Below are 22,735 nucleotides of genomic sequence, written 5' to 3' on the forward strand. Positions count from 1 at the left end.
AAGTTCTCGAAGTTCTCGAACGTCAGTCTCGTCGGACGGGGGCCGTGCCGTTGCCGGCTGTCGGGATGAGGGCCTGGATCTCGGTGGCGATCAGGAGCTCGGCGTCCAGGCCCATGGCGGTGAAGGCGCCGGCGAGCTCGAGGGAGACGAGGCCGTGGATCCGGGACCAGGTCAGTACGCCGTGGCGTAGGGCCGGTGGGGTGATTCGGCTGGAGGCGCCTAGTGCGTGCCGCCAGCGGAGCAACGACTCGTCCAGGGGGGTGGCGTCGCCGGGGGCTGGGGGGGAGAGGTCCTGGAGGGCTTCCAGGAGGACGAGCATGGCTTGGTTGACCGCGGTGACGCCTTCTGGTGGGTCCTGTGCGGAGGGGCGGTCGGAGAACAGCATCGCGTAGCGGCGTGGGTGGGTCAGGGCCCAGTGGCGCCAGGCGTGGACGATCGCGGCGATCCTGCTTGGGGCGTCCTCGGCTGGTCCGGTGGTCGCGGCGGAGGCGACGGTGGTGCCGAGGTCGGTGTAGGCGTCGACCACCAGTGCGTCCAGCAGGGCTTCGCGGGACGAGAAGTAGCGGTACAGGGCCGGGGGGCTCATGCCCATGGCCTTGCTCACCGCGGCTATGGACACCTCGTCGGTACCGCCGCTGTCGAGCAGTCCGAAGGCGCGTTCCTTGATTTCCTCGGTGGTCTGCCTTCGGAGCCGTTCGCGGCGGGACAGGTGGCCGGTGTCGGCGTCCATGGACATGAGTCGAAGTGTAGTGGCGTTGCTTTGGCTACGGATCGACGCTACGGTTAATGACCGTAACTGAAGCTAATCGGCGTCGCTGTCGGATGGGCTGCCTGCGGCTCGCGCGTCGGCGCGACGTCCACCTTCCACAAGAGGAGTTCTCATGAGCGTTGACGTCGGCGTTCCGGCCGTCACTCGGCCGGCTGCCTGGGCCGACCGGGTCGGACGGGTACTGATGGGGATGGACGGGATCGCGACACTCGTCGCGTTCGCGGGATCGATCTCGATCATGCTGAACGTGTCGGACGACCGGGTCATCACCGAGGCGTGGCGGACGTTCGCCTACGTCGTCTTCGCCGGGCTGTGGTTCATCTTGGCCATCGAACCGCGCCGGCAGTGGGGCCTGTGGGAACTGCTGATCGCTCAGAAGCTCGCGATCACCGTCTACGCGTTCGCGAGGTGGGACATGCCGGACGCACCGATGACCGCCTTCATCGATCTCGCCGTCACGGTGACGACCGTGATCGCCTACGTGCTGTGCCGGGGCTGGTCGAGCTGGCGGACCGGCGTCTCCGGCCGGTGAACGGCGTACGGTCCGCCGGGCCGCGGCGTCCTGCCGCGAAACAGGTCGCCGGTGGCCCGGCATGAAGGTGATGGGGAGACCAGGCGCCGACGCGAGTGATGGTGGCGGGGTCCGTCACGCGGGGACGGAGATTCCTATGCCGCCGGGGGTGTCGGCGCCGTAGCGGGCGATCTCCTTTTGGATGTCCAGAGGACGGATCTTGGAGCGGCCGGCGAGGGTTTCGTCGGTGAGGAGGCTTGCGGGGACGAGCCAGGAGACCTCGAATTCGAGGCCGTCGGGGTCCTTGGCGTAGAGGGCCTTTGTGGTGGAGTGGTCGGAGGCGCCTGCCAGTGCGCCTAGGTCGGTGAGTTTGGTGGCGGTTCGCTGGAGGTCGTCGAGGGTTTCGACCTCCCAGGCGAGGTGGTAGAGGCCTACCGTGGCGCGGCCGGCTTGGGAGGCTGTGGCTTGGGGGCCTATCTGGAAGAGGCCGAGGTCGTGGTCGTTCTGGGAGGCGGGGGCCTGGAGGAAGGCGGCGCCTGGCATGGACATGACTACGCGGAAGCCCAGGGCTTCCTGGTAGAAGGCGACACTGCGGTCCACGTCGCGGACGTAGAGGACGGCGTGGTTGAGGCGGCGGACGGCCATGGGTCCTCCCAGGAAGTAGTTCAACTCTCAACTAAATCTAGTCGATGGATGCACGGGGTGCGTAGGAGAGGTGAGGAGGTGGGGCACTGGTCGAGACGCGTGATCAGAGGGAAGTGGAGCGGGTCATGGGGTGGGGGTGGTGAGGGGGGATTCGATGTGGGGCATGGGGTCGGCTATCACCTGTTGGATCACTGAGCCGGCGGCGCCTAAGGGGGCGGCATTGGTGCCGGCGGCGGAGACGATCAAGGTGGGGACCTTGGGGTGCATCTGGTTGAGGCGGTCGTGGAGAGTTCTGGCGGCGGGGGTGGAGATCCAGGGGAACAAGGGGGCGTAGATGCCGCCGAGGACGATGGTGTCGGGGTCGAAGAGGTTGACGGCGGTGGTGAGGGCTATGCCTAAGGCGGTGCCGGCTTGGGTGCAGGCGGTGACGGCTTCGGGGTCGGAGGCTTGGAGGCGGGTCACCAGGTCGCTGAGGGTCTGGCCGCTGGACAGCAGGGCATCCTGGCCGGCGTAGCGTTCCAGGCAGCCGGAGCCGCCGCAGCGGCAAGGGGGGCCGTCGGGGGTGACGACGACGTGGCCGAGTTCGCCGGCGAAGCCGTGTGCGCCGCGGAAAAGGTCGCCGGCGACGACCAGGCCGGCGCCGATGCCGATCTCACCGGAGACGTGGAGGAAGTCTCCGAGGGACGGGCCGTGGCCGAACCACAGTTCGCCGAGCGCGGCGAGGTTGGCTTCGTTGTCGACGGTCACGGGGAGGGGGAGGTCGAGGATGTCGGTGACGGCGACGTCGTGCCAGCCGAGGTTGGGTGCGCGGTGGACGGCGCCGGTGGCGGGGTTCACCGGGCCGGGGAGGGCCACCACGGCGCCGGCGATGGTCAGGCCGAGGGTTGCGGCCTCGGTGAGGACGGTGGTGGCGAGGGAGCGGAGGAGGGCTATGGCCTCGGACGGGGGGAGGGAACGGTTGTCCACAGGGTGGGTGCGGGTGACGCGGATCTCGCGGGTGAGGTCCACCAGGCAGGCGGCCAGGTAGTCGACGTTGATCTCCAGGCCGAGAGCGGCGACGCGGTGGCCGCTGAGGCGGACGGCGGTGCCGGGCCGGCCGCGTTCGCCGTCGCGGACGGCGCCGGACTCCACCGCGAGGCCGGCGTCGATGAGGTCGCCGACGAGCTTCGACACGGTGGTCTTGGTCAGGCCGGTGCCGTCGGCGAGCGCGGCGCGGGTCAGGGGGCCGTGGCGGTCGAGTTCGCCGAGGACGAGCGCGAGGTTGCCCGCGCGCATCGTTCCGTGCCGTAGGGCCTGCGCCATCAGGGGTTCTCTCCGGCTCCGATCACAACCAGGCTCCCTTCTCCGTGAAGTCACGGACCCTTGCCTCTTGACCTGTCGCGCCGCGCGGCTGATATTTAGTCCACAACCTAGACTAAATACGTTCGAGCAGGAGATGCCAGACAGTGGACGCGTACACACCCAAGAAAGAAGACAAGTTCACCTTCGGTCTGTGGACGGTCGGCTGGCAGGCGCGCGACCCCTTCGGTGACGCCTCCCGGCCTCCGCTCGACCCGGTGGAGTCGGTCAACCGGCTCGCCGAGCTCGGCGCGTACGGCGTCACCTTCCACGACGACGACCTGCTTGCCACCGAGCCGGACCGGGACAAGGCCGTCGCGGCGTTCAAGAAGGCCCTGGAGGGCACGGGGCTCAAGGTCCCCATGGCCACCACCAACCTGTTCACCCACCCGGTGTTCAAGGACGGCGCGTTCACGAGCAACGACCGCGACGTGCGGCGGTACGCGCTGCGCAAGGTCATCCGCAACGTGGACCTCGCGGCGGAGCTCGGCGCCACCACGTACGTCTGCTGGGGTGGCCGTGAGGGTGCGGAGTCCGACGCCGCCAAGGACGTCAAGGCGGCGCTCGACCGGTACAAGGAAGGGCTCGACTTCCTGTGCCAGTACGTCATCGACAAGGGCTACGACATCCGGTTCGCGCTCGAGCCGAAGCCGAACGAGCCGCGCGGCGACATCCTGCTGCCGACCATCGGCCACGCGCTCGCGCTGATCAACGACCTGGAGCACCCGGAGATGGTCGGCCTCAACCCCGAGGTCGGTCACGAGCAGATGGCCGGGCTCAACTTCGTGCACGGCATCGCGCAGGCCCTGTGGCACGGCAAGCTCTTCCACCTCGACCTGAACGGCCAGCACGGGCCGAAGTACGACCAGGACCTCGTCTTCGGTCACGGTGACGTGAAGAGCGCGTTCTTCCTGGTGGACCTGCTGGAGAACGGCGGGTACGACGGGCCGCGGCACTTCGACTACAAGCCGCTGCGCACCGAGGACCCCGAGGACGTGTGGGTGTCGGCCGCCGCCAACATGCGGACGTACCTCATCCTGAAGGCCAAGTCGGCCGCGTTCCGCGCCGACCCCGAGGTGCAGCAGGCCCTCGCCGACTCCCGCGTGACCGAGCTGGCGCAGCCGACCCTCGCGCCTGGTGAGACGTACGCGGACCTGGCCAAGGACGACTTCGACATCGACAAGGCGGCCGAGCGGGGGTTCCACTTCACCCACCTCAACCAGCTCGCGCTCGAGCACCTGCTCGGAGTACGCGGATGACACTGGTCGCCGGGATCGACTCATCGACGCAGAGCTGCAAGGTGGTCGTCCGGGACGCGGAGACGGGGGCACTGGTCCGTGAGGGCCGGGCCCCCCATCCCCCGGGGACCGCGGTGCATCCCGACCACTGGTGGACGGCGCTGCGTCAGGCCGTCGCCGAGGCCGGTGGGCTCGACGGTGTGGCGGCCCTGTCGGTCGGCGCGCAGCAGCACGGCATGGTGGCCCTCGACGAGGACGGCGGGGTCGTCCGTGAGGCGTTGCTGTGGAACGACACCCGTTCCGCGCGTGCGGCCGAGGAGCTGATCACCGAGCTCGGCGGTGCGCAGGCGTGGGCCGACGCGGTGAGCAGCGTGCCGGTGGCGTCGTTCACGGTGACGAAGCTGCGGTGGCTGGCCGAGCACGAGCCCGACAACGCGCGCCGTACGGCAGCGGTCGGGTTGCCGCACGACTGGCTGACGTGGCGGCTGGCCGGGGCCGGGGAGATCGGCTCGCTGACCACCGACCGGGGGGATGCCTCCGGGACGGGATACTGGTCGCCGGCGACCGGGACGTACCGGACCGATCTGCTCAAGCTGGCGTTGGGTCACACGCCGCTGGTGCCTCGGGTGCTCGACCCGGTGGGACAGGCCGGTGTGGTGGACGGGTCGCTGTTCCCCGGAGCGGAGTCGGTACGGCTGGCCCCGGGGACCGGGGACAACATGGCGGCGGCGCTCGGGGTCGGGCTGCGGCCCGGAGACGTGGTCGTGTCGATCGGGACGTCCGGCACGGTGTTCGCGTGCTCGGACGCGCCGAGTCATGACGCGTCCGGGGTGATCGCGGGGTTCGCGGACGCCACCGGACGGTATCTGCCGCTGGTCTGCACGTTGAACGCCGCTCGGGTGCTGGACGCCGCGGCGGCCATGCTCGGGGTGAGCGTCGGTGAGCTGTCGGACCTGGCGTTGCAGTCGCCTCCCGGCGCGGACGGGCTCGTGCTCGTGCCGTACCTGGAGGGGGAGCGCACGCCGAACAAACCGGACGCCACCGGGTCCGTGCACGGGCTGAGGCTGTCGAACGCGACGCCGGCGCACCTGGCGCGGGCCGCGGTCGAAGGCATGCTGTGCGGCCTCGCGGACGGCCTCGACGCCATCGGCCTGGAGCCGAGCCGTGTGCTGCTCATCGGTGGCGGCGCGCGGTCGGAGGCCGTACGCCGCATCGCGCCGTCGGTGTTCGGCCGGCCCGTGCTGGTCCCCGAACCCGGGGAGTACGTCGCCGACGGCGCGGCCCGCCAGGCGGCCTGGCTCCTCGCCGGCACCGCCGAGCCCCCCGCCTGGGAGTCCGGCGAGCCGGAGTCCTACCAGGCCGATCGGGTGCCTGGGCTGCGCGAACGCTACACGGAGGTCGCCGCCATGGCCTGACCCCATGAAGGCGTGCGACCCGGGACCGGCGAGGGGGTCTCGGGTCGCATCCGTCAGGGGTCGGCTCAGGGTCGGGTCAGGGATAAAACGGATGTCTTAGATGGCTTCTTTGGGGGAGTCTTGAGGCATGGTTCCCCTGAGAAGGCTTTACCCCCTGATCGCGGGGGTTGGTGTGCTCGGTGCTTCTTTGTCGTTGGTCGCCGGCCGGGTCGGTGGGCCTGCCGGGATGGCCGACATGTCTGTCGCGCGGTACGCGTCCCTGGACGGGGGCCACGCGGCGGCGGCGCTCGGGGTGCTCGGGGTGTCGTCGCTGGTGCTCGTGGTCGGGATGTGGGCCGTGCGGGGGCCGGTCGACGGGTGGGCTCAGTGGCTGATGCCGGTCTACGGCGTCGGGGCCGTTGTGGCGTCGCTCGTGCCGGGGACCCGCGTGGCCGAGGCGGCGCTGCTGGTGGCGATGGTGGCGATGGCGGGTGCGGCGGCGTTGATGTCGCGGCGGTTCGCCGAGGACGAGCGGTGGCGTGCCATCGCCCGGCCGCTGGAGTGGCTGGCGCTCGGGGCCGGTGGGTCGCTGGCCGTACTGACTTATGTGTCGCTTCCGGGACACGGGGTGCTTGTCGGGCTTGTCGAGTGGACGCTTCTCGGGGTGGAGACGGCGGTGCTGGCGCTCGTCGCGGCGCATCTGACCCGGGTGGCGTGGGAGGACGCGGGCCGGCGGGTCGGCGACGAGGTCGAGGCGCGGGTCGTGCTGCCGGAAGCCGCGGGGGTCGCGGTGCGGGACCTCGCGTAGGGAGGTCGGAGGTGGGGTCGCGCGCGGTGGCGCGCGACCCCGGCCTGCGGTGGGCCGCGGGTGCGAGGGTTATTGGTGGCGGGGTTTGCCGAATTTGCGACATCGATGACAGATAGGTCTATTTGGCGCTATTTCACAAATGCCTCATAAGAAACACCACTCCCAGTGCTAATCTCGTCGCCGATCTTCACCCTCGGATAACCGGTCTCCGGCCGAACCCGCGAACCGATGAGGTGTCATGGCGACGAGCAGATCCATCCGGTTCAAGATCACCGCACTGCTCGTGATCCCGCTGCTGTCCCTGATGGCCCTCTGGGTGTTCGGGGCGAGCGTGACCACGAAGGAGTCGGCCAGCATGTTCGCGGTCGCCTCTCTCTATGCGAACATCACCAAACCGGGTGACGACGTGGCCATCGCCATGCAGCGGGAGCATGTCCTCACGGCGGAATGGCTCGGCGCGAGGTCGGCCGAGCGCAAGGACGCGATGGTACGGCAGCGTGAAATCGTGGACGACGTCCGCGCGAGGTTCCGTGACCTGGCGCTGAGCGACGCGGCGCAGGCCGAGTTGTCGACCCCGGTGATGCGGACCAGGTTCGACAAGATGATCGTGATGATGGGACGGCTGGACGCGGCCAGGTCGGCCGTCGACGCCGGTGTGCTGGACCAGGCCGCGCTGACGGTCGAGTTCGGCCGCTTCCCCGACGCCATGCAGCGGCTCGTGGCCGGCATGACGGTCGCCGACGACCTGCCTCTGTACCGGCAGTCGCGGGCCGTGGCGGCGCTCGGCCACGCCAAGGACCTCCTGTCGCGGGAACGCGGCCTGGTCAGCGGCGTGCTGATCGGCTCACGCGCGCTCTCACCGGACGAGTACCGTTCGTTCGCGCAGCTCGCCGCCACCCGGCGCTTCCTGTTCTCCCAAGGCCTGGCGGACCTGGACGAGACGTTGCGTGCGCCGTTCGACGAGCTGGAACGTTCGCAGACCTACCAGCGCTTCGTCACCATGGAGGAGCAGATCCTCGCCGACCAGGGCCGTGTGTTCCCCCACGCGGCGTGGCGCGAGGCCGCCGACGCCATCGAGGCCGCCTACCAGGTCACGCTCACGCGGACGGGGGACGCGCTGGCCGCGAGCGCCGAGCCCGCCGCGGTCGCGACGTACGTGCGCGCGGGGCTCGCGGGGGTGCTCGGGCTGGTGGCCGTCGTCGTCTCGCTCGTCGTGGCGTTCCGGGTGGGCCGCGGGCTGACCAGGGAGATCGGTGAGCTGCGTGACGCCGCGACCGAGCTCGCCGGGGTGCGGCTGCCACGCGTGATCGGCCGCCTGCGGCGAGGAGAGCAGGTGGACGTGGACGCCGAGGCCCCGCCGGTCGGCGTCACCGGGACCACCACGGAGCTGCGTGACCTCGGTGCGGCGTTCGCGTCGGTGCGGCGCACGGCGGTGGAGGCCGCGGTGGAACAGGCCACGCTGCGCGACGCGACCGGCACGGCGCTGCGCAACCTCGCGCGGCGCAGCCAGACGTTGCTGCAACGTCAGCTCAAGCTGCTCGACGGCATGCAGCGGCGCATCGAGGACCCCGAGACGCTGCGTGAGCTGTTCCGCGCGGACCACCTCACCACCCGCATGCGGCGGCAGGCCGAGGGCCTGGTCATCCTGTCGGGAGGGTCGCCTGGCCGTACGTTCGCGCGCGAGGTGCCGCTGGCCGACGTGCTGCGCGCCGCGGTCGCGGAGGTCGAGGACTACACCAGGGTGCACGTGTACCCCATGCCTGACGTGGCGGTCGGCGGCGGCGCGGCGGCCGACGTCATCCATCTGCTCGCCGAGCTGGTCGAGAACGCCACCGTGTTCTCCCGCGGCGAGGTGTCCGTGCGCGCCGAGGAGGCGGCCAGAGGCATCGCGGTCGAGGTGGAGGACCGAGGGGCCGGCCTGACCCCGCAGGAGCGGGACGCGATCAACGCGAGGCTGTCGCGACCGCCGGAGTTCGACGCGACGGTCACCGAACGGCTCGGCCTGCACGTCACGGGACGGCTCGCCGCGCGGCACGGCATCGCGGTGGAGCTGCGCGGCTCCCCGTACGGCGGCACGACCGCGATCGTGCTGATCCCCGACACGCTGATCGCCGCGCCGGCCGTGCGTGAGGTCGCCTCGTCCGGGCAGGCGCGGGTCACGCGGATCACGAGTGCGAGCGGCAAGGCCCTGCCGCGTCGCGTGCGCCAGGCACACCTGGCACCCCAGCTCAGGCGGCCGGACACCCCGGAGGAGCCCGCGGACGCCGGGCCGGCGCTGACGAATCTCACGCGGACGGGGCCGCGGGACAGGACCGACGAAGACGATGAGGGGATGTGACGATGTCGACCGAGCTGAACTGGCTCCTCGACGATTTCGTGGCGCGGGTGACGGAGGTCCGGCACGCGATCATCCTGTCCAACGACGGGCTGCGTGTGGCGGCGTCAGGCGGCCTCAGCCGGGAGGACTCCGAGCATCTGTCGGCGGTCGCCGCCGGCTTCCAGAGCCTCGCCAAAGGCGCGGGGCTGCGGTTCGGCGGCGGCGCGGTGCGGCAGACCATCGTGGAGATGGAGGCGGCGCTGTTGTTCGTGACGGCCGCGGGGAACGGCAGTTGCCTCGCGGTGATGAGCGGCATGGAGGCCGACGCGGGTCTCATCGCGTATGAGATGGCGCGGCTGGTCGGCCGGATGGGTCAGCATCTGACGACCCATCCGCGTGGTTCGGTGTGATGGACGGCGAGTGGATCGACGACGTGCCGGTGGTCCGGCCGTTCGCGCTGGCCGGCGGCAGGACGCCGCCGCCGGCGTCGTCGTTCGACTTGCTGACACTGGTCGTGGCCACCGGCGTGGGGGTGCCGGAGGCCGCCACGGGCCTCGGGCCCGAGCACCGGCGCCTGCTGACCCTGGTGCGCCGGTCCAGGCCGGTGGCCGAGGTGGCCGCCGACCTGGACCTGCCGCTCGGTGTGCTGCGCCTGCTGCTCGCCGACCTGCGTGACCAAGGTCTGATCCGGTCCAGGGCCCCGAAGCCTTCTGGCTCGACGCCTCGCGCCGACCTGCTGCGCGAGGTCCTGGACGGCCTCAAGACCCTCTAGACGTTCACAGGGACTCGTGCGGCACGTCGAAGTGCTCGTAGTAGAAGGCGAACCGTTCCCGTAGTTCGTCGGGGTCCAGGCCGAGGTCAGCGGCCGTGTAGACATGTTCACCGTGCTTGCCGCGCGCGTTCTTCGGCAGCCATTCCTTCAGGCGTCGTTCCGCCTCGGGGGTCAGCTCGGCACCGGCCCGGTCGTAGATACGGCGGACCGTTCCAATCGGATCGGCGTTCAGCTCGGCGAACTTGACGTCGACGAACCGGTCGTCGGCGGGGTCGCGGTCGCGTACGGCGCCGCGCAGCAGCCGTTCTGTCATGATGACGGCCTGGCGTCCCACGAGGTGGGGATTGGGGTGCGCGTAGGCCTGCCGGTACGAGTACGCCAGCAGGCTGCCGGTGGACAACACGCTGCGCACGGGGTCGCGATGGGTCTGCACGACGGTGGCGTCGGGGAACGCCGCGGTGAGAGGCTTGAACTGCTCCATGTGCTGCGGCGACTTCAGCAGCCAGCGTCTGCCGGTCGGCCGGATCCAGGCCATGGCCTGCAGCACGCGCCGCAGGTAGGCGTACCCGGCGGTGTGGTCGGTGCCGGTGTACCACTTCATGTAGTCCGGCAGCATCGGCGCCGTCGCCTCGAACTGCATCGAGCAGAAGCCCATGGCGAGGATGCCGAGTTCTTCTTCCGCGGCCTCGTTGTCCATCTCGTGCATCTTGACCATCTCGGGGGACGACCGGTGCATGTACCTGATGATCCTGGCGCCGGCCGCGATGCGCGGGTCGGGATCAGGCACCGGCTCGGCGGCGTCCCCGAACGGCAGCGGGTTCACCATCTCCCAGAACGGGATGAAACGCAGGCCGGGGTCCTCGGCCATGAGGCGCTGCAGGAAACTCGTGCCGCTGCGCACCAGTCCGGCGACGACGATGGGGCCCTCGACCGGCTGCTCGAACGCCTCGGGCCGCCGCTTGGCGAGGTCCTCCAGCCGTAATCGGTTCGACAGCGCGCTCAGGATCGTCGAGTACATCGACAATCGGCCGAAAGGGTGGAACTCGGTCACCTCGTTGACGCCGCGGCACAGGAGCTCCAACGGCTCGTCCAGCGGCGCGAGGTCCCCGAAGTCGGTCAGGCCGGTGCGCTTGCGGGCCTTGGCCTTGAGTACCTCGGGGTCGAACCGCCACAGGCGCGAGCCGAACGGCCGCAGGACGAGGTTGGCGGTGCGTAACTCGATCGGCAGCCGGGGGTTCTGCCAGTCTCTGGCGCGTTCGGTCAGTTCTTCGGTTCGCGGTTGAGGGACGCCTTTGTACACGGCGACTCCGATCCGGTGATGAGAGGGGGTCGCCGGTGCGGACGGCGAAGGGGGGTGCGGGTGGAGCTGGGGCCGAGAGGGTTCCTATCCGGCGGGGGTGAGTGTGTGCAGCGCGTGCTCGACGAGCGTGACGAGCACGATCTTGGCGGAGGCGCGGCGGCGCACGTCACACATGATGACCGGCACCTCGGGGTCGAGGTCCAGCGCGATGCGCACGTCCTCGGCCTCGTGGCGGTCGGCGCCGTCGAAGCAGTTGACGGCCACGATGAACGGTGTGCCGCGCTGCTCGAAGTAGTCGATCGAGGGGAAGCAGTCGGTGAGGCGGCGGGTGTCGGCGAGCACGACGGCGCCGAGCGCGCCGTAGGACAACTCATCCCACATGAACCAGAAACGCTCCTGTCCGGGGGTGCCGAACAGGTACACCACGAGGCCCTCGCGGATGGTGATGCGGCCGAAGTCCATCGCCACGGTGGTGGTCGTCTTGGTCTCGACCCCGTCGAGGTCGTCGACGCCGATGCCGCGGTCGGACAGCACCTCTTCGGTGCGCAGCGGACGGATCTCGCTGATCGCCCCGACCAGCGTGGTCTTCCCCACGCCGAAGCCGCCCGCCACCAGGATCTTGAGGGCGACGGGCTCCTCAGAGTGCTCGTAAGCCATTGATCACTTCCTTGAGAAGGCGCTCGTTCGGCCGCGGTCCCCGATGCGCGGGGGCCTGCACGCCGATCATGCCGTGGTCGTGGAGATCGCCGAGGAGCACACGGACCACGCCGAGCGGCAGGTCGATCTCGGAGGCGATGTCCGCGACCGACATCGGCCGTTCGCACAGGTCGAGGATGCGCTGCTCCTCAGGCCCGAGACCGGCCTCGCCAGTGTACGGAGCACCGGTCGCGGTGACCATAGCGATCAGGTCGAGATCGTCGGCGGACGACCGGGTGCGGCCACGGATCAGCGCGTAGGGACGGACGACGGGGCCCGCCTCCTCGTCCAGCCACTGCTCTCCGCTGAGGGTCATGGCGCCGTCCGCGGGTTGGTGGAGATGTGCTGGCCGACCCGCTTGACGAGCATGGCCATCTCGTAGGCGATGTGGCCCACGTCGGCGTCGGCGCTGCTGAGCACCGCGAGGCACGTGCCGGTGCCGGCCGCGGTCACGAACAGGAACGCGCTCTCCATCTCGACGATGGTCTGCCGCACCTCGCCGCCGCCGAAGTGGCGGCCCGCGCCGCGCGCGAGGCTCTGGAAGCCGGACGCGACGGCCGACAGGTGCTCGGCGTCCTCGCGGCCGAAGCCCGAGGAGGCCCCGACGACCAGGCCGTCGGTAGACAGGATGACGGCCTGGCGCACGGCGGCGACCCTGCTGATCAGATCGTCCAGAAGCCAGTTGAGTTCGCCGTTTGGCGAGACATTGCCAGTCATTCGTCACCCTTCTCGCCGGTCGCCTGATGGACGTAGCCCTCACTATGGTCGCGCAGCCCGCGCTGTGGGTCACGCCGGTCCGCGCGTTCCGAAGGCTCCTCGCCTTCGCCGCGCGCGGCCTCCGGCGGCGTCTGCGCGCCGTCGTGCCTGCTCAGGTGCTCATTCGGCCGGTCGTGCTGTGCCGCGGAGTTCTCACCAGGATCCTGTTCCGATTCCAGCCGTCCGCGGCGTCCGCCTTGCTGGAAGGCCGAGAACATGGCGCGCGTCTCGTCGGGAGAGCGTTCCGGGGCGGTGGGGCCGGTGTCGGCGGAGGGGGTCGGGGCGGCGAGAGGCGTGGCGGCCTCCCGGGTCCTGCTGTCCTGCTGCTTGTTGTCCCGCAGTTGCGGCGCCATGCTGGCCTGCCGCACCCGGCGGGGAAGGCCGGCGTGGGTGCCGGCCGCCTTGGGTTTGGGTGCCGGGGTCCGCTGCGGCGGCACCGTGGACGGTGGCCCGGTGTCGGTGATCGCCGTGATGGCGGGGTCGGTGGCGGGGCCGTCGTCGCTGTTCACCAGGCCCGGGACGACGGTCAGCGACGGGCTGTCGCCGGTCCGCGCGGGGGTGAAGTACGGCGAGGGTGACTCCTCGGCCGGTTTGTCTACCTCGCCTGCCGCGGCCGGTGCGTCCGCCGTCCTCGCCGTTCCTGCCGTGTCCGTCGCCTCCGCGGCGGACAGCACGGGGAGCGGGCCGCGTGCGTGGCGGGGGCCGGTGTCGGCGACGAGCAGCGGAGCGGGGGAGGCGTCGTCGGACACGATCTGGCGCGGGATGAGCACGATGGCCGTCGTGCCGCCGTACGGGGACGCGCGCAGCACGACGCTCACGTTGTTGCGCGCGGCGAGCTGGCCCACGACGAACAGGCCGAGACGGTCGCTGTCGGCGAGGTCGAACTCCGGCGGCTGCGCGAGCCGCTGGTTGATGGAGGCGTACTCCTCCGGGCTGAGACCGAGGCCGCGGTCCTCGATCTCGACGACGAAGCCGTTGGCCACCGAATCGCCGCGCACCTGCACGCGGGTGCGCGGCGGCGAGAACACGGTGGCGTTCTCGATCAGCTCGGCGATCAGGTGGATGATGTCGGCGACCGCCGCACCGGCGACGAACGCGTTCGGCAGGGGGAACACGTTGACCCGTGTGTAGCCCTCCACCTCGGCGACCGCGGCGCGCACCACGTCCATCACCGGCACGGGCTTGCGCCACGCGCGGCCGGGAGCGGCGCCGGACAGGATGATCAGGCTTTCCGCGTGGCGGCGCATGCGCGTGGTGAGGTGGTCGAGCTGGAACAGGTCCTCCAGCGCCTCGGGGTCGGACGCGCGGCGCTGCATGGTGTCGAGCAGCCGCAGCTGCCGGTGCAGCAGCCCCTGCTTGCGCCGCGCCAGGTTGAGGAACACCTGGCTGACGCCTCTGCGCAGGTCGGCCTGCTCCACGGCGGCCCGCACGGCGGTGCGCTGCACCGAGCCGAACGCCTCGGCGACGTCGTGCACCTCGGCGGAGTCGCCACCGGGGATCGGCGGGGCCTCGGCCTCGACGTCGACCTCCTCACCCTTGCGCAGGCGGTCGACGACCCGCGGCAGGCGTACCCCGGCCAGCTCGCGCGCGGAGTTGCGCAGGTCGGCCAGCTCGCGGATGAGGCGGCGGCCGAAGCGCACCGAGATGACGATGGACGCGACCACGGCGATCAGGCCGAGGCCGCCGGCGATGCCGATGCGCAGGAGGATGCCGGTGGCGACGCTCAGCGCGCGGTCGGCCAGCGCGCCGGAGGCCTTGCTGCCGACCTGGTCGAGCATCGCGGACAGGTTGTCGGTGATGGCCTGCCAGCGGCTCACCGACGGAGGCAGCGGGCCGGTGGCCCTGGCCCGGTCGATGATGTCCTGCTCCATCGTGATGAAGCGTTTGAACGTCGGGGAGGCGAAGACCTCCTCGTACGGCTTGCGCAGGTCCGGTTCGAGCATCGCCATGCCCTTGGCGTACTGGAAGCGCCGGTTGGCCACCCACTCGGCGAACGCCTCGTACTCGGCGTCGGACAGGCCGTCGCGTGCGATGGCCGCGGTGACGAGCGCGTTCTCCCTGGCGATGATCTCGCGGGCCTGGCCCATGGACTGCATCGCGCCGGCCTGCTCGAAGATGGACAGGTCAGGGACCGAGACCATGCGGTCGTACAGGCGGAAGACGCCGTCCATGATCTGGTTGTACGCCTGGATGGTGGCGAGGCGCGTGGACTGGCCGCTGTCCACGTTGGCCCGGATGCCGGGAAGCTGCTCCAGCTCGTTGAGCAGGGCCGTCGTCGCGTCCCGTGTGGCGTCGTTCGAGGCGCTGCGCGTGTCGCCGGACAACGCGGCGGCGCGGAACTTGGCGAGGGAGGCGTCGGTGGCGCGGCGCTGGGCCGCCATGCGGTCCTGCTGCTGCGGCGCGGACCCGGACGCGGTGGCGGAGACGGAACGTTCGGCCTGAACCTGGAGCCCCAGGTCCGTGGAAGTGAGTCCGAGGCTCTGGTAGATGGTGTTGGCCCGCATCAGCGACAGGCCGTCCCCGACGGTCAGATTGAGGACGAAGCCCCATAGCGCGCTTAACGAAAGCAGTGGTAGGAGCAGCAATGAAAAGATCTTGAAGCGGATCGACCGCTTTCCAGAACTCATGGTGACTCCTGCGCGCCGGGAGGATCTTGCCGCATTTGGGGGGAATGCACCTCCGGAAGATCGCTCAGAAGGCTAGCACCGATAAGGTTCCGGCGTACTGGAGGACGAATGATTACTGTAATAACAGGCGCCACAGCCGGCATCGGCGCGGCAGCCGCCGAAGGTATCGCACGCGCGGGTCACGACGTCGTCCTGGTCGGTCGTTCCCGCGCCAGACTTGACTCCGTCGCCGCCAGGATCGAGACGCTCACCGGCCGCCGGCCGGACGCGCACGCCGCGGACTTCGCGTCGTTCGACGAGGTCAGAGCGCTGGCCGCCACGTTGCTCGGCACCTACGAACGCATCGACGTGCTCGCCAACAACGCGGGGGTCATGACGCCGCGGCGTGAGACCACCGTGGACGGTCACGAGCTGATGATGCAGGTCAACCACCTGTCCGGTTTCCTGCTCACCCACCTGCTGCGCGAGCGCGTCACCGAGTCGGCCGGCCGCGTGGTGACCACCAGCTCGAGGGCCGCCAAGAGCGGCAAGCTGGACCCCACCGACCTCGACCGCAAGTCCCGCAGATGGTTCGGGTGGTTGCAGTACGGCGACACCAAGCAGGCCAACGCGCTGTTCACCGGCGAGCTGGCCAGGCGCGGCGTGACGGCCACCTGCTTCCACCCCGGCGTCATCAAGACCGGGTTCGCCGCCGGCACCACACTGATGAAGATCTACGGGCTCATCCCCGGCTACTTCAAGACACCGGAACAAGGCGCGGCCAATCTGGTCCGCCTGGCGACCACGGCCGACGGCGCCGACCACTCCGGCCGCTACTTCGACGACGACGGCAGGCCGGCCGCCGTCCCCGCCAAGATGGAGGACCCCGCACTCGCCGCGGCCCTGTGGACCGCGAGCCTCGCCGCGACCGGCCTTCCCCCCGAGACCCCGGAGACCCCCGCCTGACGCGACGGCCCGGTCCGTGCGGCGCCTGACCCGCCGCCACCGGAGGAATCCCGCGGCCCGTCGCGGGCTGTTCGCCGGCACGCCACCCGGCGTTCGCCTGGTCCGCGATCGGCGGCACTAGGGTCCGGGGCTCATGACCACCTCCGAGGCCGTGCCCGCCGTGACCCCCGCGCACGCCGCCCCGGCCGAGCAGCGCCGGTCCCGTGAGCGCGATCCGTTCCTGGACAACGCCAAGTACCTCGCCATCGTCCTGGTCGTCACCGGACATCTCATCGAGGACCTCAGGGACGTCCCCGAGGCGCACGCCGTCTACTTCTTCCTCTACACGTTCCACATGCCGCTGTTCATCGCGCTCAGCGGCCACCTGTCGCGGAACTTCACGTTCTCCGCCGGCAAGGCGCGCAAGCTCATCAGCGGGCTCGCCGTGCCGTACGTCGTCTTCGAGGTGGCGTACTCGCTGCCGCGGTACTTCCTGTACGGCAAGCTCGACATCAGCCTGCTCGACCCGTATTACCTGACGTGGTTCCTGATGTCGCTGTTCCTGTGGCGGTTGTCGACGCCGGTGTGGCTGCAGCTCAGGTGGCCGCTCGCCGTCGCCGTCGGCCTGTCGCTGCTGTCCGGCACGAGCGAGCTGCCGGACGAGCTGTCGATGAACCGCACCCTCGGCCTGCTGCCGTTCTACGTGCTCGGCCTGATGACGACCCCCGCGCACCTGGACCTGCTCAAGCGGCCCGCCGTGCGCGTGGCGGGTGCCGTCGTGCTCGTCGCGGGGCTCGCGCTGGCGTTCGCGCTGCACACCGACGTCGCGACCGAATGGATCCGCTGGCGGCACAGCAACGCGCGCATCGGCGTGGGGGACCTCACCGGCAGCGCGGCACGGCTCGCCATGCTGACGGCAGGCGCGGTGCTCCTCGCCGCGTTCCTCGCGGTCACCCCGTCACGCCGCACGTGGTTCACCGGCCTCGGCGCGGCCACCATGTACGCCTACCTGCTGCACGGGTTCTTCGTGAAGGTCTTCGACGTGTACGCCAAGGAGATGAGCACCCACGCGGGCGTGGTGATCGCCGTCCTGCTCGGTGTGGCCGTCGCCACCCTGCTGTGCACGCCGCCGGTGCGCCGCCTCACCCACTGGGCCGTCGAACCCGACACCTCGTGGGCCTTCACGGCGCTGCGCAGGCCCGTGCGGCCGAGATCCTGAAATTACCTCACGTTCTCCAGGTCGCGCACGGCGCGGCAGGCGGCGCTGACGGCCGCGTCCGCGTCACCGCCGGGTACGGCGTCCGAGCCCGCCATGGCGACCCGGCCGAACCGGCGCCGCGCGGTGTGCGCGGGGGTGGGGCCGCCGGGATGGAAGGCGTCCCAGGGCCGCGTGTAGGCGCACCAGTGGCCGTGGCCCCAGCGGTTGACGGTCAGGCCCTCGATGTCGCGCGCCGGGTCGAAGCCCCACGGGCCGAGCAGCCGGCCGAGCTGCTCGCGCACGCCGAACTCCAGCGCCGCGTACGGCGTCCCCGCGAGGGCCCGCCGGCCCGCCGCGGCGGCGTCCCCCGGCGCGGTGCCGGGGGTGGCCGGCGTGTGCACCAGGTGCGCGGTGACGGGCTCGTCCGGACCGGCGGGACAGCGGTAGCCGCCGGTGCTCACCGGCGGCGCCAGCTCGGCGCTCACCCAGTACGCGCCGGTGAACCGCACCCGGTGCACGCCGGCGTCGCGCCAGGCCCGCCAGTGCCGCAGCTGGGCCGTCGCGTGCACCACCGGCAGGCGCACGGCCCGGCGCATCGCCTCCTTCTGCTCGGCCGGCAGTTCGTCCACGACGTACGGGATGACGCCGTGCCAGCACGCCATGATCACGCCGTCGGCCCGCACCGTGCGCACCCGCGCGCCGTCGAAGTACCCCACCGTCGCGCCGCGCGCCGACTCCGGCGGCCCGTCGTTGCGCACCAGCACGACCGGGCTCGACAGGCGCACCCGCACCCGGTTGCCGGGCCGGTCGAGCGCCGCGTTGTCGAACGCCGTGGTGGTGACGTGCTCCGCCGACGCGTCCGCGGCGTACCCCGGCACCATGCGCGCGGTCATCATCCGCACGAGCGCCTGGTTGCCTTCGGGGAAGCAGTACGCGTCGGCCTGACCCGCGGCCCGGCCCGCCGCCACGCGCGGCGAGTTGTACGGCGACCGCTCCGGCGTGAGGCGCAGCCCCGCGAAACCCGGGTAGGCGAACGGGCCGGACAGGGCCCAGGCGTCCAGCGCGCCGAGCGCGTCGGCGCCGTAGGCCCAGGTGGCGCTCGGCATGGTCTGGCAGAACCGCACCACGTCGGGGTGCGCGCGGCACACGTCCCGCAGGAAACCCTGGTAGGTCAGACCGGCGAGCAGCCGCTTCTTGTGGTCGTCCGGCAGTCCGGGGAACCAGTCCGGCGGGTCGTCGAACAGCATGACGAGGTCCTGCCTGGCCCGCTCGGCGACCGGCAGTTCCGCCACCCACTCGGCGGCCGGCCGGGAGCGCGGCACCACCAGCCGGTCGGCGCCGAAGGTCTCCCTGTCGCAGAACACGGCCTCATGCATGCCGAGCCGCGCGTACAGGCCGGTGTCACAGCCGCGTCCCGGCACCACACCGAGGTCGTCGAGCAGTTCGCGGCCCTCGGGGGACCACGCCTGCGGGCCGTACAGCGCGCCTGAGCCGCCGTGCGCGACGAGCGGCCCCGCACGGCCCGCGGGGTGGAACTCGTTGCGGCGGGCCTGGCCGCCGATGTCGTCGTGGTTCTCCAATACGAGCACTCGCGCGCCTGGGTGGCGCCTGGTCCAGGTGTAGGCGGCGGTGACGCCGCTGATGCCGGCGCCGACCACGACCAGGTCGTAGTGCTCGCCGGTGGCCTCAGGCGTACCGGCGTGCCGCCAGAACCGGCCGTCGCGCAGCGCGTGCGGCACCGCGACGGCGTCCGGGGTGTCGCCGCGCAGGCCCTGCGCGCGCGCCGGGTGCCGCCGCTCCTGGCGCGCGGCGGCATGCCTGGCGCGCGGCACCGTCCTCGCGTGCGCCGCCGGAACCGTGGCGGACGGGACGGCGGCGCAGGTGACGGCGGTCGCCACCCCGTCGAGGAAGTCCCGCCGGCTGATCGGCCGGTCCATCCCGAGCTCGTGGGCCCGCCTTCCCGGAAGATCATCGCCAAGCGGGAAATGAGCCGTCATTCCACGATCATCACCTCGGGCCGGAAAACGGAAAGTCGCGGAGCGCGGCGGCGGGAAGAACTCTTTCTCCGTTTATTGCACCCCCTGTACGGGGCGATGTTCGCGATTTGTGATATTTGTCGGCCGATGGAGGGAACGCGGGGGTTCGCTGGGCCGTTGGGCGAGGTGAAGGCAGTGCGCGCGGGTGGCCCGAGCAACGGGGATGGGGCCGCCGGCTCTGTTCACCGTGCTGATGAAACGGGACGAACGGAGTAATGTCGCGTGCGGTGAATGCGTTCGACGACGGGGTGACACACGGGTGGTCGGCAGACAGGGCAGGGTGACCGGCAGAATCGGGCCGGGCCTTGTGGGTGAGGTGATGGTGCCGATACGCGGGGGCGTGGAGGCCTTCTACGCACACCCGGCGATCCCTGAAGAGGAGATCCCACCGGGAGCGATCGTCGTCGTCGTCGAGTACTCGCCGCCGCGGACGATCTACGTGGCCCGCGCCATCGTCTGACTTCTCCCACCCCCTTTAGCGTGACCGGAGGTCCCCATGACCACCACCGAGCTGGCCTTCTGGGCCGGCGGTGTCGTCGTCCTGCTGCTGATCGTCATCTTTCTCTTCAAGGCCGTGTGGCGCGTCGCCGAGCCGAACGAAGCGCTGATCATCTCCGGGCTCGCGGCCCGCGGCAAGAACGAACTGGCCGAGAGCCTCGGCTTCAAGATCGTGACCGGTAAGGGCACCGCCGTGCTCCCCGGGTTCCAGACGGCGCGGCGGCTGCGGCTGGACAGCCGCGCCACCAACCTCCAAGTGAACTGCGTGACACAGCAGGGCATCCCGGTGCAGGTCCGCGGCGTGATCATCTACAAGGTCGGCGACGACTTCACCTCGATCGCCAACGCGGCCCGCCGGTTCCTCGACCAGCAGGACAGCATGAGCGGCGCCATCCACGAGCTGTTCACCGGTCACCTGCGCTCCATCATCGGCAACCTCACCGTCGAGGACCTCATCCTGAACCGCGAGCGGCTCACCGGTGAGACCCGCAGCAGCGCCGCCGACGAGATGAGCAAGCTCGGCCTGGTGGTCGACTCCCTGCAGATCCAGGAGATCGACGACGAGACCGGCTACATCACCAACCTCGGCAAGCCGCACGCCGCGCGCATCGCCGCCTCGGCCCGCATCGCCGAGGCCCAGCGCGACCAGGAGGCCACCGAGGCCGAGCAGGCCGCCGCCGCCAAGAAGGCCGCCGCCGTCCGCGAGTCCCAGATCCAGCAGGCCGGCTACCAGGCCGAGATCGACCAGGCCGCCGCCAAGGCCCGCCAGGCCGGCCCTCTGTCCGAGGCCACCGCGAGGCAGGAGGTCGTCGTCCAGGAGACCAGGGCCGCCGAGCTGGAGGCCAACCTGTCGGAGCAGCGCCTCCAGTCCCAGGTCCGCAAGCCCGCCGACGCCAGAGCGTACGAGACCGTCACCCTGTCGCAGGCCGAGCGGGACGCGCGCATCGCACAGGCCGAAGCCGAGGCCCGCGAGACCGAGCTGCGCGCCGTGGCCCAGGCGTCCCAGGTGAAGCAGGCCGCCGCCGCCGACGCCGAGTCGGTGCGCCTGCGCGCCGAGGCCGCCGCCGGCGCCGCACGCGCCACCGGTGAAGGCGAGGCCGCCGCCAACAAGGCCCGCGCACTGGCCGACGCCGAAGGCGCCAAGGCCAAGGGCCTCGCCGAAGCCGAAGCCGCACGCGCACGCGGCCTGGCGGAAGCCGAAGCCGCGAAGGCCAGAGGCCTCGCCGAGGCCGAGGCCATCCAGGCCCGCGCGCAGGCCCTGGCCCAGAACCAGGAAGCCGTCATCGCACAGCAGCTCGCCGAGAACTGGCCCCAGATCGTCGAAGCCGGCGCCAAGGCCCTCGGCAACGTCGACCACATGGTCGTCCTGAACGGCGCGCAAGGCGTCGAGGAACTCCTCGCCAAGGCCCTCACCCTCGGCGGCACCGGCCTCGGCCTCGCGCGTTCCCTCTTCGCCAACGCCACCCCGGCGAGCCTCAACGGCACAGAACCCCCCGCCAAGCACCCCGCCGACACGGTCTGACCTGCCGCTTGAGCCCTTTTGCTCCACCGGGCCCGGTACGGACGCGCGAGCCGCCGTCCGTACCGGGCCCACCCTTGTGCGGACCCCTCGCGGCGGCACTCCTAAAGTGAGGAGCATGAGCACTGCGACGACAGGAGAAGTGGCGGAGACGGCGCGGGTCAAGCTGGACAGGGCCACGCCGGAGATCTACAAGGCGATGCGTCAGCTGAACGCCGCCGTCGAGACCAGCGGCCTCGAACACTCGCTGCTGGAACTGGTGAAGACCCGCGCCTCCCAGATCAACGGCTGCGCCTTCTGCCTGGACATGCACACCATCGACGCCAGAGCCGCCGGCGAGACCGAGCAACGCCTGTACACCCTGCCGGCCTGGCGCGAGACCCCGTTCTTCACCCCCAGGGAACGCGCCGCACTGGAGGTCACCGAGGCCGTCACCCTGATCGCGAACGGCGGCCTCCCCGACGACGTCTACGCACGCGCCACCGAACACTTCACCGAGGACGAACTGGCCAAACTGCTGTGGGCCGTGACCGTCATCAACGCGTGGAACCGCATAGCCGTCTCCACCCGCATGGAGCCGGGTCACTACACCGCGCGCCACCGATGAGCACGCCGAACGGCGGCGCCGCCACGCGGCTGCGATCCCTGCACGTCCCGGGCCACCCCCTGGTCCTCCCCAACGCCTGGGACGCCGCCTCCGCACGCGCCGTGGTCGCGGCCGGCTTCCCCGTGGTCGCCACGGGAAGCGCGGCCGTGGCGCGGGCCCTCGGCTACGACGACGGCGAGAACACCCCGGTCGCCGAGATGCTCGCCGCCGTCGCCAGGATCACCCGCGCCGTCCCCGTCCCGGTCACCGCCGACATGGAACGCGGCTACGGCCTCCCTCCCGCCGAACTGGCCGAACGGGTCGCGGAGGCCGGAGCCGTAGGCGTCAACCTGGAGGACTCCGACCCCCGCACCGGCGAACTGATCGACCCCACCAAGCAGGAAGACTTCCTCGCGGCCGTCCGCGCCGCCGACCCCACTCTGGTCATCAACGCACGCGCCGACACCTTCATCCACGGCACCGGCACCCCCGAAGCCCGCCTCGCCGAAGCGGTGGACCGCGGCCGCCGCTACATCAGAGCCGGCGCCGACTGCGTCTACCCGATCCTTGCCACCGACCCCACCGCCATCGCGACCCTGGTCACCGAGATCGCCGCACCCGTCAACGTCTACCTGGCCCAAGGCATGCCGACCATCCCCGACCTCGCCACCCTCGGCGTAGCCCGCATCAGCTTCGGCGGCAGCCTCCACACCGCCACCCAGACCTACTTGACCAGCCTGCTCACCGCCATCGCCTCGAACGGAGCGCCAGACGGCTGGAGTCGTCGCGACAAGCAGGAGTAG

Annotated in this window: 22 protein-coding genes; 13 read left to right on the top strand and 9 right to left on the bottom strand. The window is 71.0% G+C overall.

Going from position 1 to position 22,735, the window contains the following annotated elements:
* Positions 1–22: 22 nt before the first annotated feature.
* Positions 23–736, bottom strand: a complete 714-nt coding sequence (locus BJ992_RS02580; RefSeq protein ID WP_184978346.1) for a TetR/AcrR family transcriptional regulator — start codon at positions 734–736, stop codon at positions 23–25.
* A gap of 145 nt (positions 737–881) precedes the next feature.
* Between BJ992_RS02580 and BJ992_RS02585 the strand changes: the two genes are divergently transcribed.
* Complete coding sequence (locus BJ992_RS02585; RefSeq protein ID WP_221474662.1) at positions 882–1,301, top strand: hypothetical protein; 420 nt, start codon at positions 882–884, stop codon at positions 1,299–1,301.
* Positions 1,302–1,415: 114 nt separating this feature from the next.
* Here the strand turns inward: BJ992_RS02585 and BJ992_RS02590 are convergent, their stop codons facing one another.
* Entirely contained in the window at positions 1,416–1,925 is a 510-nt protein-coding gene (locus BJ992_RS02590; protein ID WP_184978347.1) for a VOC family protein, read from the bottom strand.
* A 123-nt stretch (positions 1,926–2,048) separates the two neighbouring features.
* Positions 2,049–3,200, bottom strand: a complete 1,152-nt coding sequence (locus BJ992_RS02595) for an ROK family transcriptional regulator (protein WP_246496502.1) — start codon at positions 3,198–3,200, stop codon at positions 2,049–2,051.
* A 170-nt stretch (positions 3,201–3,370) separates the two neighbouring features.
* Here BJ992_RS02595 and xylA point away from each other — a divergent pair, with 170 nt between their 5' ends.
* From xylA to BJ992_RS02625, 6 genes are all read left to right on the top strand, one after another.
* Positions 3,371–4,522, top strand: a complete 1,152-nt coding sequence (gene xylA / locus BJ992_RS02600) for a xylose isomerase (protein WP_184978349.1) — start codon at positions 3,371–3,373, stop codon at positions 4,520–4,522.
* Positions 4,519–5,916, top strand: a complete 1,398-nt coding sequence (xylB, locus tag BJ992_RS02605) for a xylulokinase (protein ID WP_184978350.1) — start codon at positions 4,519–4,521, stop codon at positions 5,914–5,916. The genes xylA and xylB overlap by 4 nt, the downstream gene beginning before the upstream one ends.
* A gap of 235 nt (positions 5,917–6,151) precedes the next feature.
* Positions 6,152–6,703, top strand: a complete 552-nt coding sequence (locus tag BJ992_RS02610; RefSeq protein ID WP_184978351.1) for a DUF998 domain-containing protein — start codon at positions 6,152–6,154, stop codon at positions 6,701–6,703.
* Between the two features lie 238 nt (positions 6,704–6,941).
* Positions 6,942–9,041 (top strand): sensor histidine kinase, encoded by a 2,100-nt coding sequence (locus BJ992_RS02615; RefSeq protein WP_184978352.1) that lies wholly within the window; start codon positions 6,942–6,944, stop codon positions 9,039–9,041.
* Between the two features lie 2 nt (positions 9,042–9,043).
* A complete protein-coding gene (locus BJ992_RS02620) occupies positions 9,044–9,430 on the top strand; it encodes a roadblock/LC7 domain-containing protein (RefSeq protein ID WP_184987496.1) in 387 nt (128 codons plus the stop codon).
* Complete coding sequence (locus BJ992_RS02625; protein WP_184978353.1) at positions 9,430–9,792, top strand: DUF742 domain-containing protein; 363 nt, start codon at positions 9,430–9,432, stop codon at positions 9,790–9,792. Before BJ992_RS02620 ends, BJ992_RS02625 begins: the two co-directional genes overlap by 1 nt.
* Positions 9,793–9,796: 4 nt before the next feature.
* Here the strand turns inward: BJ992_RS02625 and BJ992_RS02630 are convergent, their stop codons facing one another.
* The 5 genes from BJ992_RS02630 to BJ992_RS02650 all read right to left on the bottom strand — a co-directional run bounded on the left by BJ992_RS02630 (position 9,797) and on the right by BJ992_RS02650 (position 15,171).
* Positions 9,797–11,092: a sulfotransferase gene (locus BJ992_RS02630; RefSeq protein ID WP_184978354.1), complete on the bottom strand. Its 1,296-nt coding sequence runs from the start codon at positions 11,090–11,092 to the stop codon at positions 9,797–9,799.
* 84 nt (positions 11,093–11,176) lie between these two features.
* Positions 11,177–11,749 carry a GTP-binding protein gene (locus tag BJ992_RS02635; RefSeq protein ID WP_184978355.1) on the bottom strand — a complete coding sequence of 191 codons (573 nt, stop codon included), beginning with the start codon at positions 11,747–11,749 and terminating at the stop codon, positions 11,177–11,179.
* The gene (locus BJ992_RS02640) at positions 11,730–12,104 is read right to left on the bottom strand and encodes a DUF742 domain-containing protein (protein WP_184978356.1); all 375 of its coding nucleotides are present in this window, start codon (positions 12,102–12,104) and stop codon (positions 11,730–11,732) included. Before BJ992_RS02640 ends, BJ992_RS02635 begins: the two co-directional genes overlap by 20 nt.
* Positions 12,101–12,505, bottom strand: a complete 405-nt coding sequence (locus BJ992_RS02645; protein ID WP_184978357.1) for a roadblock/LC7 domain-containing protein — start codon at positions 12,503–12,505, stop codon at positions 12,101–12,103. The genes BJ992_RS02640 and BJ992_RS02645 overlap by 4 nt, the downstream gene beginning before the upstream one ends.
* The gene (locus tag BJ992_RS02650; protein ID WP_184978358.1) at positions 12,502–15,171 is read right to left on the bottom strand and encodes a sensor histidine kinase; all 2,670 of its coding nucleotides are present in this window, start codon (positions 15,169–15,171) and stop codon (positions 12,502–12,504) included. The genes BJ992_RS02645 and BJ992_RS02650 overlap by 4 nt, the downstream gene beginning before the upstream one ends.
* A gap of 108 nt (positions 15,172–15,279) precedes the next feature.
* Here BJ992_RS02650 and BJ992_RS02655 point away from each other — a divergent pair, with 108 nt between their 5' ends.
* Both BJ992_RS02655 and BJ992_RS02660 read left to right on the top strand, forming a co-directional pair.
* A complete protein-coding gene (locus BJ992_RS02655) occupies positions 15,280–16,116 on the top strand; it encodes an SDR family NAD(P)-dependent oxidoreductase (protein WP_184978359.1) in 837 nt (278 codons plus the stop codon).
* Between the two features lie 133 nt (positions 16,117–16,249).
* On the top strand, positions 16,250–17,314 hold the full coding sequence (locus BJ992_RS02660) for an acyltransferase family protein (RefSeq protein ID WP_184978360.1): 1,065 nt from the start codon (positions 16,250–16,252) through the stop codon (positions 17,312–17,314).
* 2 nt (positions 17,315–17,316) lie between these two features.
* On the opposite strand, the gene BJ992_RS02665 is transcribed toward BJ992_RS02660, so the two are convergent.
* A complete protein-coding gene (locus BJ992_RS02665; protein ID WP_184978361.1) occupies positions 17,317–19,230 on the bottom strand; it encodes an NAD(P)-binding protein in 1,914 nt (637 codons plus the stop codon).
* Between the two features lie 379 nt (positions 19,231–19,609).
* Between BJ992_RS02665 and BJ992_RS02670 the strand changes: the two genes are divergently transcribed.
* The 4 genes from BJ992_RS02670 to BJ992_RS02685 all read left to right on the top strand — a co-directional run bounded on the left by BJ992_RS02670 (position 19,610) and on the right by BJ992_RS02685 (position 22,735).
* Positions 19,610–19,789 (top strand): hypothetical protein, encoded by a 180-nt coding sequence (locus BJ992_RS02670; protein ID WP_221475921.1) that lies wholly within the window; start codon positions 19,610–19,612, stop codon positions 19,787–19,789.
* A gap of 36 nt (positions 19,790–19,825) precedes the next feature.
* Positions 19,826–21,349, top strand: a complete 1,524-nt coding sequence (locus BJ992_RS02675; RefSeq protein WP_184978363.1) for an SPFH domain-containing protein — start codon at positions 19,826–19,828, stop codon at positions 21,347–21,349.
* 115 nt (positions 21,350–21,464) lie between these two features.
* The gene (locus BJ992_RS02680) at positions 21,465–21,953 is read left to right on the top strand and encodes a carboxymuconolactone decarboxylase family protein (RefSeq protein WP_184978364.1); all 489 of its coding nucleotides are present in this window, start codon (positions 21,465–21,467) and stop codon (positions 21,951–21,953) included.
* A complete protein-coding gene (locus BJ992_RS02685) occupies positions 21,950–22,735 on the top strand; it encodes an isocitrate lyase/PEP mutase family protein (protein ID WP_184978365.1) in 786 nt (261 codons plus the stop codon). Before BJ992_RS02680 ends, BJ992_RS02685 begins: the two co-directional genes overlap by 4 nt.

This window comes from Sphaerisporangium rubeum (assembly GCF_014207705.1).
GTDB classification, from domain to species: Bacteria; Actinomycetota; Actinomycetes; order Streptosporangiales; family Streptosporangiaceae; genus Sphaerisporangium; species Sphaerisporangium rubeum.